The organism is Umezawaea endophytica, from assembly GCF_025061645.1.
GTDB classification, from domain to species: domain Bacteria; phylum Actinomycetota; class Actinomycetes; order Mycobacteriales; family Pseudonocardiaceae; genus Umezawaea; species Umezawaea endophytica.
In genome coordinates this window covers 261591-275701 of sequence record NZ_JANYMP010000001.1, presented here as the reverse complement: position 1 = coordinate 275701, position 14111 = coordinate 261591, and the positions used below count along the sequence as shown (strand labels likewise).

The following is a 14111-nucleotide window of genomic DNA, read 5'->3' as shown; positions in this document are numbered from 1 at the left end:
GAAGCCTGCATGAACGTATTCACAGATGACAAGAGGTGAATCGTTTTGATCAGTTTCGACGCGGTGAACAAGAGGTTCGACGACGGCACCACCGCGGTGCACGAGTTGGACCTGGAGGTCCCCGAGGGCGAGATCACGGTTCTCGTCGGGTCGTCCGGGTGCGGGAAGACCACCACCCTGCGGATGGTCAACAGGATGCTGGACGCGACGAGCGGCGTCATCCGGATCGACGGCCGGGACGTGCGCGAGATCGCCGGATCCACCCTGCGGCGCGACATCGGCTACGTGATCCAGCAGTCGGGCCTGTTCCCGCACCGCACGGTCGCGGACAACATCGCCACCGTGCCGAAGCTGCTGGGGTGGGACAAGAAGCGGGTGCGCGACCGGGTCGAGGAGCTGATGGCGACCGTCGGGCTGGCCGCCGACCTCGGGCGCAGGTACCCGCACCAGCTCTCCGGCGGCCAGCAGCAGCGCGTCGGCGTGGCCCGCGCGCTCGCCGCTGACCCGCCGATCCTGCTGATGGACGAGCCGTTCGGCGCGGTCGACCCGGTCGTCCGCGCGCTGCTCCAGGACGAGCTGCTGCGCTTGCAGGCGGAACTGCGCAAGACGATCGTGTTCGTCACGCACGACATCGACGAGGCGGTGAAGCTCGGTGACCGGATCGCGGTGTTCCGCACCGGCGGTCACCTGGTGCAGTTCTCCACCCCGGCCCAACTCCTCACGCACCCGGTCGACGAGTTCGTGGCCGACTTCCTCGGCGCGGAACGCGGCCTGAAGCTGCTGTCGCTCGCCACCCTGGAGGACGTGCCGGTGCGGCCGACCACGACCGCCCGCGAGGCCGACGAGAGCGGCGGCGACGAGTGGGTGCTCGTGCTGTCCGACCAGGACACCCCGCTGGGGTGGCGGTCGTCGTCCGACCGCGCGCTGATCCCGGCGCACGGCTTGTCCGGCGGCGACTCCCTGCTCGCCGGGCTGGACGCGACGGTCTCGTCACCGACCGGCCTGGCGGTCCGGGTCGACGCCGCCGGCAGGTACGTCGGCGTGTCCGACCAGCGGGCGATCAACGAGTCGGCGACGAGGTTCCGGTCCGAGGTGCTGGTCCCGTGAAGTGGTCGTGGATCCCCGACCACGCGGGCGACCTGGTGACGATCACGTTGCTGCACCTGCGGATGACCGGGACGGCCGTCTTCTTCGGACTGCTCGTCGCGCTGCCGCTCGGCCTGCTGGCCTACCGGGTGCCGCGGCTCAAGTCGGTGGTGCTGGGCGTGTCCAGCCTGCTGTTCACCATCCCGTCGGTGGCGCTGTTCACTCTGCTGCTGCCGCTCACCGGGCTGACGCCGACCACGGTCGTGGTCGGCCTGACCGTCTACACGCTGGTGGTGCTGGTGCGGAACACCGTGGAGGGACTGGAGAGCGTGCCGCCGAAGGTCGCGGAGGCGGCCCGCGCGATGGGCTACGACCGGGTCCGCACGCTCGTGACCGTCGAACTGCCACTGGCGCTGCCGGTGATCATGGCCGGGCTGCGGATCGCGACCGTGATGACGATCAGCCTGGTCAGCGTCGGCCTGGTCATCGGCCAGGGGGCGCTGGGGCAGCTCTTCGTCGACGGGTTCCAGCGGGACTTCGGCGTGCCGATCATCGCGGGCATCGTGATCACCCTGCTGCTGGCGCTGGTGGCCGACGCCCTGCTGGTCGGCGTGCAGCGGGTGCTGACGCCGTGGCACCGGACGGGGAGGTAGCGCCGTGGGCGAGTTGTTCGCGGAGATCCTGCGCTGGTTCACCACCGGCGAGCACTGGAGCGGGCCGGACGGCGTGCCTGCCCAGGTCGGGACCCACCTGGTCTACTCGGTGGTCGCGACTGTCATCGCGGCCCTGATCGCGCTGCCCATCGGTCTGCTCATCGGGCACACCGGCAGGGGCGCGTTCCTGGCCATCAACCTCAGCGGGTTCGGCCGCGCGCTGCCGAGCTTCGGCGTGGTCATCCTGGCGTTCCAGCTCAGCGGCCTCAGCCTGGTGCCGATCTACCTGGCGCTGGTGCTGCTGGCCGTCCCGGTGATGGTGACGAACACCTACGCGGGCATGGCGGCCGTCGACCACGACGTCCGCGACGCCGCTCGCGGTGTCGGCCTGACCGGGTGGCAGGTCCTGTGGCAGGTGGAGGTCCCGCTCGCGTTCCCGCTGATCCTGGCGGGCGTGCGGATCGCGACCATCCAGGTCGTGGCGACGGCGACGATCGCCGCCTACCTGGGCTTCGGCGGCCTTGGCCGCTACGTCTTCGACGGTCTCGCGCAGCGGGACCTCGCGCAGGCGCTGGCGGGCGCGGTGCTGCTCGCCGTCGTCGCCATCGCGCTCGACCAGGCCCTGCGCGCCCTCCAGAAGCCCCTCACCCCCCGTGGACTACGAAGGAGCAACCGATGAAGGTCCGACTCGCCGCCGCGGTGCTCGCCGCGTTCTCGCTGACCGCCTGCTCGGGCGGCGTCACGAGCCTCGACCCGGCCGACAGCGGTTCCAAGGACGCGGGCGCGATCGTCGTCGGCACCGCCAACTTCTCCGAGAACGTCATCCTCGGGCACCTGTACGCCGGTGTGCTCAAGGCCAAGGGCATGTCGGTGACGGTCAAGCCGAACCTCGGTTCGCGCGAGATCATCGTGCCCGCGTTGCAGCAGGGCGACATCGACGTGCTGCCCGAGTACCAGGGGAGCCTGCTCCAGTACCTGGACAAGAACGCCAAGCAGACGTCGGCGGAGGACGTCCAGGCGGCGCTCACCCCGGTGCTGCCCAAGGGCCTGAAGGTGCTGCCGTACGCGGGCGCGGAGAACAAGGACGTCTTCGTCGTCACCAAGGAGACGGCGGACAAGTACAAGCTGAAGACGCTCGACGACCTGAAGGCGGCGAGCGCGGAGCTGGTGCTGGGCGGTCCGGCCGAGGACAAGACCCGGTACGTCGGGCTGATCGGGCTGAAGGAGGTCTACGGCGTGGAGTTCAAGGACTTCAAGTCGTTGGACGCGGGCGGACCGCTGACCAGGGGAGCGCTGGAGGGCGGCGACATCCAGGTCGCGAACCTGTTCAGCACCGACGTGACGATCAAGAACAAGGGCTGGGTCGTGCTGGAGGACAGCAAGGACCTCGTGCCCGCGCAGCACGTCGCGCCGCTGATCAACGAGACCAAGGCGACCGCCGAGGTGACGGCCGCGCTGGCGCTGCTCAACGACAAGCTGACGACCGACGAGCTGAGCAAGCTCGACGCCAAGGTGGACAACGACAAGGAGGACCCGGACAAGGTCGCCGAGGCCTGGCTGAAGCAGCAGGGCCTGACCTCCTAGGGGCGCCCGTGGCCACCGACGGCACAGCCGGGCTGCGCGAGCTGCTGGCGCGGCACCGGCTTTCGCCCGCACAGCGGCGCATTGCCCGCTACCTGCTGGAGAACCCCGACGAGGCGGCGTTCCTCGGCACGGTCGACCTGGCCGAACGCGTCGGCGTGAGCCAGGCGTCCGTGACCAGGTTCGCGTTCGCGCTCGGGTTCGACGGGTACCCGGAGTTCCGGTCCGCCCTGCGGACGCTGGTCCTCGACCGCCGCGCCACCGAACCGGCCGAGGGCCTCAACGACCTCCAGGAGTTGGTCGACTCGGAGATCCGGAACCTGCGGTGGCTGCGCGACTCGCTGGCCGACCCCGGTCCGCTGCGGGAGGCGGCGGCCCTGCTGGCCGCGTCCCGACCGCTGCCGGTGCTGGGCCTGCGGGTGTCCGCGCCGCAGGCCCGGCTGTTCGGCTACTTCGCGGCGAAGGTCCACCTCGACGTCCGGGTGCTCGACGTTCCCGGCACGCTGATGGAGGACGGGCTGACCAGGGCCGTGGACGCGGGCGCGACCTGCGTGCTCGCGTTCGCGCTGCCCCGCTACCCGAGGGAGACGCGCGACGCGCTCGCCTGGGCGGGCAAGGCCGGGCTGACCAGGGTGCTGGTCAGCGACCAACCGATCAACCCGCTCACCGAGCACGCGGAGGTGGTGCTCGCCGCGCCGGTCAGTTCCGATTTCGCGTTCGACTCGCACGCGGCGTCGACCGCGCTCTCGTCGGCGCTGCTGCACGTGATGCTCAACGCCCTGCCGACCGACCAGCAGGCGAGCCTGGAGCGCTTCGAGAGCACGGTCGCGAAGCGGGAGGTGTTCCTCGCCGAGTGACTCAGTCGATGAACCCGCCGTCCAGCAGCAGGACGAACAGCGTGACGACCGAGTAGACGGCGGTGGCCGCTCCCGCGCTCAGCGCGTGGCCCCACCGGGCTCCACGGCCACCGCCGCTCGTCCCGCCCGACTGCCACTGCCAGGCCGCCAACACCGCCAGTGCGACCAGCGACGGCCACCCCAGCAGGAAACCGGTGCCGATCGGCACCACCCCGAGCAGACCGGTCCCGATCGCCACCGGCAACCGCCACCGCGCGGCTTGCCGGACCCGCCCGCCCAGCACGAACGCCGCACCGGCCATCCCGACGACGAGCACCGCCGGTATCGCCACCGGCAGCCACTCGGCCGACCGCCACCACGGCACGGCGTCCCGCAACCGGGCCCGTTCGTCCTCGGTCAGCCCGAGGTCCTCGTCGATCCACACCGACTGCGAGGCGTGCCCGTAACCGAGGACGTGCGCCGTGCACGCCACCCGGCGATCCCCGTGGACGGCCGTGCACGTGCCCGGCTGGACCGGGTTCGGGTGGGGGTACACGACGGTGATCGCCAACTCCCGTCCCCCGACCGGCACCACGCAGGCCGCGGTGTCCCCGACCCGGTGGCAGGACAGGGATTCGGTGGCGATCACGTCACCGCCGACGTCCACCTGGTAGACGCCGCCGGTGACGCGGCTGGGCGCGACCAGCGCCAACAACGCCGACACCCCGAGCAGGGCGGCGATCAGCGCCAGGGGGAGGAGCGGACGCGGATCGGTCAAGCGAACACCGGTGGTCACGAGGTCCCCCCTGAGCGGCACGGCTCCCTGCCCAGGGGATCGCCCGCGAAGCTGGTGCGTTACGAGGTGGTGGTGCGGCCGGGATTTGGTGGAACGTCCTGATCGGCGATGCTCCACCGGGGTGAGTCGCCTCGTTCGGAGGCCCTGAAGTGGGAGAATGGCGTGGATGACCTCGTCAAGCCGGTTGAGGCGCGCGTTGCGGGACCTGGATGTCGCCGTCGGCCGTCCGTCGGCTTCGACGCTGGCCGGTCTCGCTCGTGGACGGGACGAGCGGTTGCCCAGGAGCACCCTCTACGAACTGCGCAGGCAGGACTCGTCACGGGTGCCGTCGTGGCGGACCGTCTTGGCCTTCGTCCGAGCGTGCCTCGCCCACGCCGAGGAAACGTCCGCCGTCGTTCCCGACCCGCTGACGGACCTCCAACACTGGCGGCGGCTGCACGACGAGTGCGCGGACCGGGGAGCGGGGGGAACGCGCAACGTCGCGATCGACGCCGGCGGTTCGGTCTTGCAGGCTCGCGACATCCACGGTGACGTCCACGTCCACGCGCCAGACGGGGAGGAGCCGCGTCGAAGGCCCGCGGTTCGCTCCGCCTACCTGGAACAGGTCGCTCGTCTGGCGCCGGACGTGCTGCACGACCGGGACGACGAACTGGCCGAGTTGGCCGCCTGGTGCGCGAGCGACGACCACGGGGCGTCCTACAGGTGGTGGCAGGCGTCCGCGTGGGCCGGGAAGTCCGCGCTGATGTCGTGGCTCGTGCTGCACCCGCCACCCGGTGTCCGAGTCGTGTCCTTCTTCGTCACCGCTCGGTTGTCCAGTCAGAACAACAAAACGGCGTTCGCCGAGGTAGTCCTCGAACAGGTGGCGGAAATCCTGGGGCAGCCGTTGCCCGAACTGCTCACCGACGCGACGCGGGACGCGCACCTGCTCCGGTTGCTGGCCCAGGCGGCGACCACCTGCCGGGAACGCGGTGAGCGGCTCGTCCTCGTCGTGGACGGCCTCGACGAGGATCGTGGTGTGACCGTCGGGCCGGACGGGCACAGCATCGCCGCGCTCCTGCCCGCCCGCCCGATCGGGGGCTTGCGCGTCGTGGTGGCCGGGCGGCCCGATCCGCCCATCCCTGCTGACGTACCCGAGCGGCATCCGTTGCGGGACAAGCGCGTGGTCCGGCGTTTGGAGCGCTCGGAGCACGCGGACGTGGTGCGGGTGGACGCTCAGCGGGAGCTCAACCACCTGCTGCGCGGCACCCCCGCGGAACGGGACCTGCTGGGCGTGGTGGCCGCGGCGGGTGGCGGCCTGAGCGGGCGAGACCTCGCCGACCTGACCGGATGGCCGGCGTGGGAGGTCGAGGAACAGCTACGAGCGGTGTCCGGGCGGACGTTCAGCCGCCGGACCGTCCACTGGGGACCCGACAGCGCGCCGTGCGTGTACCTGCTGGCCCACGAGCAACTCCAGCAGGACGCGATCCGGATGCTCGGCGAGGCTCGGGTGGCGGGCTACCGGCAGCGGTTGCACCTCTGGGCCGATCGGTACCGGGAGCGGGGATGGCCGATCGGAACTCCGGAGTACCTGCTGCGGGGGTACTTCTGGTTGCTGCGCGAACTCGGCGAGACCTCGCGGCTGGTGGGGTGCGCGCTGGACCGGTCCCGCCACGAGCGGATGCTCGACCTGACCGGCGGCGACAGCGCCGCGCTGATCGAGATCGCAGGTGCGCAGGACGCCGTGGACGGTCAGGATCCGGATCTGTCCTCGATGATCCGGCTGGTGATCTACCGGGCCGAGTTGAGCGATCGGAACTTCCTGATCCCGCCGGGGCTGCCGGAGGCGTGGACCCGGCTCGGGCACCACGCCAGGGCCGAAGCACTGGCCTGGTCGCTGCCGGACCAGGTCCAGCGGACGCGGGCGTTGACGACCGTGGTGGAGGCCGTGGCGTCGACCGGTGACGAGGTGGGAGCGGCATCGATCGCCCGCACCATCGAGCAACCGCCCGTCTTGGGAGAACCACCGGCGCTCGAACTCAACAGGAGGAAGCGGTGGCGGCAGCCGTCACCCGATCTGGTGGCTGACGCCATCACCGCGGGCAAGCTGTCCCACGCCTTGGCGCTCGCCCAGAGGATCCCGCGCGGGGTCGAGCGGTGGGAGGCGTTGGGGAGGATAGTCAGAGCGGTCGCCCGCACCGGTGACATCGCCAAGGCCGAAGCGATCGTCACCACCATCCACAACCCGCGCTGGCGAGCGCGGTCGCTCACCGATCTGGTCATACCGGTGGCGGAGACGGGCGACACCCGGCGCGCGGAGGACCTCGCGACCGGAGCGGAAAGGCTGGCGCGCATCAGCCATCCTCTGGCGCAGCGGCCTGACGTGGTGATGGCCGTGCTCAGGGCCGTTGTCGCGACCGGTGACCTCACCCGTGCGGAGAAACTGGCGGACACCCTTGAGGTGACCGGCAGGCGAGGCCACGCGACGTCCGAGTTGGTCGCGCTGATGTCCGCGAGGCAGGAGCTGGACCGGGCGGAGGCGATCGCTCGTGCGATCACCGATCCGTTCTGGCGAGGGCGAGCACTGATCTCTGTCCACCGGGCCGCGGTGGGTGGCGGCGCGCTGGCCGGGCGGACCGCCGGCGCGGTGCTGACCGCTGTCCGCGCCATCAGGCTCACGCGCGAGCGAGCGGAGGTGTGCGCCGGGCTCTCGGCAGGTCTGGCCGAGCACGGCGACGTCGAGCAGGCCGAAGCACTGGCCCGCTCCATCGGTTACGAACGCCTGCGGGCACAGGCGTTGCTCGACGTCACGGTCGCAGTGGCGCGCAGGGGTGACGTCGACCGGGCAGGAGTGGTCGCCGCGACGATCGCCGACGCCGATCTCCGGGCGCTGGCAGTGATCGCCGTGGCGAGCGCGGTGGCCCACGGCGGGGACGCGGCGTGGGCCACCGCCATGGCGGACGGGATCGCCGACCCGCGTTGGCGGACCAGGGCACTGACGGAATTGGCCGTCGTGGAGGCGGCCAACGGGAATCGCGACGCGGCGTCGCGGCTCTCGGTGGCGGCGGAAGCCCTCGCTTCGACGATCGCCTTCACCGCCCAGCGGGCCGCGGCGATGAGCGAGACCGTGACGGCGGTGGCCGCCTCCGGTGACATCACGAAGGCAGAATCCCTGGCCAAGTCGATCGCGGTGCCCCGGTGGCGCGACCGAGCCGTCGCCGAGCTGGTGTCCGTGGTGGCCGACGACGTGGAGAAGGCTCGGCCGTTGGCCGACACCATCGGCGACCCGGACTTGAAGGCCCGTGCCCTGGTCTCCATCGCGTCTCGGAGCGACGACACCGAGGCACGCGCCCTCATCGCCTCCGTGCTGCGCCTGCGCAGGTGGACCGCGACGCTCGACGTCCTCGCCCGGATCGAACCGGAAGTCGTGCTCGCGGTCTGCGACGGTCTGCTCGGCGAACAGGCGTGACCCTCGTCAAGGAACCTCGCCCACCGACGCCCGGCTGCTCTCCCCGTCCGACAGGAACGTCGCCACGCTTTCCCCCTCCTCCACCACCGCAGCCCGCTCGGCTCGCGAGAACGTCCGCAGCGGGGTCACCGAGACGGTGTCCGCCGTGACCTTCCACGTCGCCGAGACGCGCCCGTCGAGCAGCACCACGCGTTCGCCCGCCACCGACAGGCCGCGGTGTTCGTCGTCGATGATCCGGCTCCGGTCGTGGTAGCCGAGGATCGCGTTGTCGAACGCCGGGAGGAACCGGACCGGCGCGGGGGTGGACGGGTCGGGGCGGGGGGCGTCTGGCAGGTCGAGGAGTTCGCGGCCACGGTCGTCGCGGAAGGAGACCAGGTCGTCGCGCAGGGCGGTCACGGCGGCGGGGAGGCCTGCCAGGCCGCTCCACGCGCGCAGGTCGGCCGTGGCGGCGGGGCCGAACGCGGCCAGGTAGCGGCGCAGCAGGGTCTGGCCGACCGGGTCGGCGGCGTCGTCCGGCAGAGCGGCGATGTCCTGGCCCAGCCACGAGGTCAGCGGGAGGTTGCGGACGCCCGCCCTGGTGCGCCACAGGCCGCGGGGCGGTAGCTGGGCCATCGGGACGAGGGCGGCGACCACCATCTCGCCCAGTGCGCGCGGGCCCGGCGCCGGCCAGCGGTCGGCCAGCGCCCGTGCGATCTCGGCCATCGCGCGGGGCTCGTCGTCGGCCATCAGGTCGCGGGCCGCCGCGGCGAGCTGGTCCAGGTCGACCCCGGCCAACTCGCCGCGGTACACCCCGAGCACCCGTTGCCGCAGCATGGCGTCGTGCCGCGCCCGCCACGCGAGCACGTCCTCGGCCGCGAGCAGGTGGACGGTGCGGCGCATGAGGTGCGTGCGCACGACCCGCCGCCCGGTCACCAGGTCCGAGAGCGCGGCCGGGGTGAAGGCCCGCAGCCGCGACCAGAGCCCGACGAACGGTTCCTGCGGCTCCTGCGCCTGGAGGCCGCAGAGGTGCTCGACCGCGTCGACCGCGGGCAGGTCGGCCCGGTCGAGCAGCAACTGCCTGGCCAGCGTGGCGCGGTTGAGCGCACGGGTGTCGAGGACGGTCACGCCGCGGCCCGCTCGTCGGCCGGACGCCTGCGCAGCGCCGTGCGGGCGATGGCGGGCGGGACGTAGGCCACGTCGATCGGGCCGAGGTCCGTCCCCGGCGGCACGATCCGGTCGATCCGGTCGAGGACGGCGTCGTCCAGCACGGTCGCGGCGCCCGCCAGTAGGTCCTCCAGGTGGTCCAGCGTGCGAGGACCGATGATGGCGGAGGTGATGCCGGGGTGGGCGACGGCGAACGCCATCGCCAGGTGGGTCAGCGACAGGCCCGCCTCCGCGGCCACCGGGATGAGCTGTTCGACGGCGTCGAGCTTGCGCTCGTCGGTCAGGTGCCGCGACACCCAGTGCATCCGCGCGTTGTCCGGCCTGGCCATGCCCTTGCGGTAGCGGCCGGTCAGCATCCCCGACGCCAGCGGGCTCCACACGAGCACGCCCATGCCGTACCTCTGGCACGTGGGCAGGACCTCGTGCTCGACGGCGCGGTTGAGGACGGAGTACGTGGGCTGCTCGGTGCGGAAGCGGTGCAGGCCACGCCTTTCGGCGACCCACTGCGCCTCCACGATCTCCGACGCGAGGAAGTTCGACGAGCCGATGGCTCGCACTTTGCCGTCGCGCACCAGGTCCGTCAGCGCGGACAGCGTCTCCTCGACGTCGGTCAGCGGGTCCGGGTGGTGGACCTGGTAGAGGTCGATGTGGTCGGTTCCCAGTCGCCGCAACGAGTGCTCGACCTCGGTGACGATCCACCGCCGCGAGCTGCCGCCCCGGTTGGGGTCGGCGCCCATCGAGCCGTTGACCTTGGTGGCCAGCACGACGTCGTCGCGCCTGCCCTTGAGCGCCTTGCCGAGGATCACCTCCGACTCGCTGCCGGAGTACACGTCTGCGGTGTCGACGAAGTTGATCCCCGCGTCCAGTGCCCTGTGGACGATCCGGGCGCACTCGTCGGCGTCGGGGTTGCCCGCCTGGCCGAACATCATGGTGCCCAGGCAGTACGGGCTGACCCGGATACCGGTCCGCCCCAGTTCGCGCGTCTTCACGGTGTCATCTTTCCCTGGTTCGGTGGGGTGTGCGGGATGGGGCGGCTAGATCGCGACCAGGAGGCCCGCGGTCAGCAGGCTGCCGACGAGGTTGTACGACCCCGAGATCAGCGCGTACAGCAGCGGGCGCGGGAAGTTGGGGTTGATCGCGATCATGACCGTGTTGGCCGCCAGGTACCCGACGCCGACGACCAGGCCGAACAGCAGCGCGTCCGGGAAGGAGTCGATCTTCAGCACGGCCATCAGGAACGCGCTGGTCGTGCTGACCACCAGTGCCACCAGCGGCGGCCCGGCGAAGAACAGGGGTGACGCCACGGGTTTCGCCGCCGCGTCCCGCCCCAGCGAGGCGTTGTACAACTTGCCGAACAGCACGGCGAACCACAGGCCGCCCAGCGCGGACAGGGCCAGGAAGGCGACCAGGACGCCGATCCAGTTCACATCGCCGAGAACGTCGAACATCGTCATCTCCGAAAGGGGTGTGGGGGTGCCGGGCGGCGAGCGGTCGCCGCCCGGCGGGGGATCAACTGGACTTACGACCGTCGAGCGCCTCGCGCAGGATGTCGGCGTGCCCGGCGTGCTGCGCGGTCTCGGAGATGAGGTGCGCCAGCACCCCGCGCACGCTGCGCACGGCTCCCGGCTCGTTCCACGGGGCTTCCGGCAGCGGGTGGGTCGCGGACAGGTCGGGGATCGAGGCGACGACCTCCGCGCTGCGGGCGGCGACCTCCTCGTAGCGCGCGAGGATCCCGGCCAGCGTGTCGCCGGGCTGCATCCGGAACTCGTTCTGGTGGTCGATCGCCCACTTCGGGAACTCGCGGGCGGTCCCGGCGGCGAACTCCGCCCAGGTGACGCCCTCCGGCAGGTCGTAGCTCATCGCGGACGGTCCCTCGACCGCGAAGCGCAGCCACCCCTCCTCGATGGACGCGACGTGCTTGACCAGGCCGCCCAGGCAGAGGTCGCTGACCGTCGGGCGTTCGCCGACCTGCTCGTCAGTCAGCCCCTGCGTGGTCCTGACCAGCGCGGATCGCGCGGCTGACAGGGCGGCGAGCAGCTCGGTCCGCTCGGCGTCGAGCGTCGGGGTGGAGGTGGTCGTGGCGGTCACGGTGATCGGGTCCTTCCGGTCGTCCTCGGTGTCGGGCACGGCACAACAGTCGCAGGGGAAGAGGACAGGGTGTGGCCGCTTCTCCATGGCACCATCGATTCATGCAGAAAACTTCGGCACGGCTGCTGTCGCTGCTCTCGCTGCTCCAGTCACGGCGGGACTGGCCGGGGGCGCTGCTGGCCGAACGGTTGGACATCAGCTCGCGCACCGTGCGCCGCGACGTCGACCGCCTGCGCGAGCTGGGTTACCCGATCGCGGCCTTCAAGGGCCCCGAAGGGGGCTACCGGCTCGACGCGGGCGCCGAACTGCCGCCGCTGCTGTTCGACGACGAGCAGGCCGTGGCGCTCGCCGTCGCGCTCCAGATCTCCATCACCGCGGGCGCGGGCATCGAGGAGGCCGCCGTGCGCGCGCTGAACACCGTCCGGCAGGTGATGCCCGCACGGCTGCGCCGCCGCATCGACACCTTCCAGGTCACCGCGGTCGAACGGCCCGCGGTCCGACCGACCCCGCAGGTGGACACCGCCGTGCTCGTGGCGCTCGGCGCCGCCGTCCACGCCCGCGAGGTCCTGCGCTTCGACTACACCTCGCCCGGCGCCGACGCGGACACGCCGCCGCGCCGGGCGGAGCCCCACCACCTCGTCACCTGGAGCGGGCGCTGGTACCTCGTGGCCTGGGACCTCGACCGCGACGACTGGCGCACCTTCCGCGCTGACCGGATCACCCCGCGCACGCCCACCGGGCCGCGCTTCACACCACGCGACCTGCCGGGCGGGGACGTGGCCGCGTTCGTGGTCGGCAGGTTCCAGGGCGAGGGCGGCCTGCCGTGCCGCGGGGAGGTGATCCTCGACCTCCCCGCTCGGGCCGTGTCCCCGTACGTCGGCGACGGGCTCGTCGAGGCGCTCGGCCCGGACCGCTGCCGCCTGGTCCTCACCTCGTGGTCGTGGGCGGGCTTGGCCGCGGCCGTCGGCCGGTTCGACGCCGACATCGAGGTCGTCGGGCCGCCCGAGCTGAAGGACGCCTTCGCCCACCTGGCCCGCCGCTACGCCGCCGCGGCGCGGGACTAGGGCGGTGTCGCGGGTGATCGTCAGGTGCGGTCCAATCACCCGGACGGATGTACCGGAGTCGGGGTGGGGATCAAGTGGGTGAATACGGCTTCGACATCGTGCTGGTCGCGGTGCTGGTGCTGATCAACGCGGTGTTCGCGGGCAGCGAGATGGCGTTGATCTCGTTGCGCGAGGGGCAGTTGCGGGCGCTGGAGCGGGAGGGCGGGCGGAGCGCGCGCACGCTGGTGCGGCTGGCCCGCGACCCGAACCGGTTCCTAGCGACCATCCAGATCGGCATCACGCTGGCCGGGTTCCTCGCGTCGGCGACCGCGGCGGTGTCGCTGGCACAACCGCTGGTGCCGCTGTTCGGGTTCCTCGGCGGCGGGGCGAACGCCGTCGCCGTGGCGCTGGTGACGATCGTGCTGACGTTCGTGACCCTGGTGTTCGGCGAACTGGCGCCCAAGCGGCTGGCGATGCAGTACGCGCTGAGGTGGGCGCTGCTCGTGGTGCGGCCCCTGGACTTCCTGTCGACGATCTCGCGCCCGGTGGTGTGGACGCTGAGCACCGCGACCAACGTGGTCGTGCGGCTGTTCGGCGGCAACCCGGACGCGGACAGCGAGGACCTGACCCCCGAGGAGCTGCGGGAGCTGGTCGCGAGCCAGCGGGGGCTCAACGCGGAGCAGCGCATGATCATCAACGGCGCGCTGGAGATCCACGAGCGCAGGCTGAAGGAGGTGCTGGTGTCACGCCGGGCCGTTTTCACCCTGGACGCGGAGCTGAGCGTCGCGCAGGCGCGGTCCGAACTGGCCGCGTCCGGCTTCTCCCGTGCGCCCGTGGCGCGGGACGGGCACCTGGACGACGTGGTCGGCGTGGTCCACCTGCGCGACCTGCTGGTCGACGAAGGCGTGCTGGTGGACCGCGCTCGCGAGGCCGTGGTGCTGCCGGACTCGCTGCGGGTCGCCGACGCGCTGCGCCGCTTCAAGGCCGAGCACGAGCAGTTCGCGCTGGTGCTGGACGAGCACGGCGCGGTCGAGGGCATCGTGACGCTGGAGGACCTCTTGGAGGAGGTCGTCGGCGAGATCTACGACGAGACGGACCGCGACGTCATGGCGGTCCGCACGGACCCGGACGGGTCGATGGTGCTGGCGGGCACGTTCCCGATCCACGACCTGGTCGACATCGGCGTGGAACTGCCCGAGGCGCCGGACGGCGACTACACCACCATCGCGGGCCTCGTGCTGGTCCTGCTGGGGCGGATCCCCGAGGAGCCGGGGGACCGGGTCGAGGTCTCGGGCTGGAGCGTCGAGGTGCTCGGCGCCGAGCGGCACGCGATCACGTCGGTGCGGCTGCGCCGTGCCGCGAAGGCGAAGGCGGACGAGGACGAGGACGAGGTGGAGCAGGGGTGACCCCGGCGGTCGTGGTCGGCCGGGAAGCGCCGAC

13 protein-coding genes are annotated in these 14111 nt (G+C 71.9%); 8 read left to right on the top strand and 5 right to left on the bottom strand.

The window, feature by feature from the left end:
• The first annotated feature begins 45 nt into the window (after window positions 1-45).
• Genes NZH93_RS01200 through NZH93_RS01180 form a run of 5 tightly spaced genes read left to right on the top strand, consistent with a single transcriptional unit; the run spans window position 46 to window position 4177 of the window.
• Window positions 46-1107: an ABC transporter ATP-binding protein gene (locus NZH93_RS01200; RefSeq protein WP_259620971.1), complete on the top strand. Its 1062-nt coding sequence runs from the start codon at window positions 46-48 to the stop codon at window positions 1105-1107.
• On the top strand, window positions 1104-1739 hold the full coding sequence (locus NZH93_RS01195) for an ABC transporter permease (protein ID WP_259620970.1): 636 nt from the start codon (window positions 1104-1106) through the stop codon (window positions 1737-1739). The genes NZH93_RS01200 and NZH93_RS01195 overlap by 4 nt, the downstream gene beginning before the upstream one ends.
• Before the next feature lie 4 nt (window positions 1740-1743).
• Complete coding sequence (locus tag NZH93_RS01190; RefSeq protein WP_259620969.1) at window positions 1744-2418, top strand: ABC transporter permease; 675 nt, start codon at window positions 1744-1746, stop codon at window positions 2416-2418.
• Window positions 2415-3323: an ABC transporter substrate-binding protein gene (locus tag NZH93_RS01185; RefSeq protein ID WP_259620968.1), complete on the top strand. Its 909-nt coding sequence runs from the start codon at window positions 2415-2417 to the stop codon at window positions 3321-3323. Before NZH93_RS01190 ends, NZH93_RS01185 begins: the two co-directional genes overlap by 4 nt.
• A gap of 8 nt (window positions 3324-3331) precedes the next feature.
• Complete coding sequence (locus NZH93_RS01180) at window positions 3332-4177, top strand: MurR/RpiR family transcriptional regulator (RefSeq protein ID WP_259620967.1); 846 nt, start codon at window positions 3332-3334, stop codon at window positions 4175-4177.
• Window position 4178: 1 nt separating this feature from the next.
• Here the strand turns inward: NZH93_RS01180 and NZH93_RS01175 are convergent, their stop codons facing one another.
• Window positions 4179-4934, bottom strand: a complete 756-nt coding sequence (locus NZH93_RS01175; RefSeq protein ID WP_259620966.1) for a hypothetical protein — start codon at window positions 4932-4934, stop codon at window positions 4179-4181.
• Between the two features lie 184 nt (window positions 4935-5118).
• Between NZH93_RS01175 and NZH93_RS01170 the strand changes: the two genes are divergently transcribed.
• Entirely contained in the window at window positions 5119-8397 is a 3279-nt protein-coding gene (locus NZH93_RS01170; RefSeq protein ID WP_259620965.1) for a P-loop domain-containing protein, read from the top strand.
• 6 nt (window positions 8398-8403) lie between these two features.
• Here NZH93_RS01170 and NZH93_RS01165 read toward each other — a convergent pair whose 3' ends face one another.
• The 4 genes from NZH93_RS01165 to NZH93_RS01150 form a co-directional block, all read right to left on the bottom strand.
• Complete coding sequence (locus tag NZH93_RS01165; RefSeq protein WP_259620964.1) at window positions 8404-9501, bottom strand: winged helix DNA-binding domain-containing protein; 1098 nt, start codon at window positions 9499-9501, stop codon at window positions 8404-8406.
• Window positions 9498-10529 (bottom strand): aldo/keto reductase, encoded by a 1032-nt coding sequence (locus NZH93_RS01160; protein WP_259620963.1) that lies wholly within the window; start codon window positions 10527-10529, stop codon window positions 9498-9500. The genes NZH93_RS01165 and NZH93_RS01160 overlap by 4 nt, the downstream gene beginning before the upstream one ends.
• Before the next feature lie 45 nt (window positions 10530-10574).
• Complete coding sequence (locus NZH93_RS01155) at window positions 10575-10988, bottom strand: DUF1761 domain-containing protein (protein ID WP_259620962.1); 414 nt, start codon at window positions 10986-10988, stop codon at window positions 10575-10577.
• 61 nt (window positions 10989-11049) lie between these two features.
• Complete coding sequence (locus NZH93_RS01150) at window positions 11050-11667, bottom strand: DinB family protein (protein WP_372506452.1); 618 nt, start codon at window positions 11665-11667, stop codon at window positions 11050-11052.
• Window positions 11668-11729: 62 nt separating this feature from the next.
• Here NZH93_RS01150 and NZH93_RS01145 point away from each other — a divergent pair, with 62 nt between their 5' ends.
• Window positions 11730-12692 (top strand): helix-turn-helix transcriptional regulator, encoded by a 963-nt coding sequence (locus NZH93_RS01145; RefSeq protein ID WP_259620961.1) that lies wholly within the window; start codon window positions 11730-11732, stop codon window positions 12690-12692.
• Window positions 12693-12766: 74 nt separating this feature from the next.
• Complete coding sequence (locus NZH93_RS01140; protein ID WP_259620960.1) at window positions 12767-14077, top strand: hemolysin family protein; 1311 nt, start codon at window positions 12767-12769, stop codon at window positions 14075-14077.
• The last annotated feature ends 34 nt before the right edge of the window (window positions 14078-14111 follow it).

Coding starts and splice junctions, on each gene's coding strand:
- NZH93_RS01145 (WP_259620961.1), top strand. CDS start 11,730: ATGCAGAAAACTTCGGCACGGCTGCTGTCGCTGCTCTCGCTGCTCCAG.
- NZH93_RS01185 (WP_259620968.1), top strand. CDS start 2,415: ATGAAGGTCCGACTCGCCGCCGCGGTGCTCGCCGCGTTCTCGCTGACC.
- NZH93_RS01155 (WP_259620962.1), bottom strand. CDS start 10,988: ATGTTCGACGTTCTCGGCGATGTGAACTGGATCGGCGTCCTGGTCGCC.
- NZH93_RS01170 (WP_259620965.1), top strand. CDS start 5,119: ATGACCTCGTCAAGCCGGTTGAGGCGCGCGTTGCGGGACCTGGATGTC.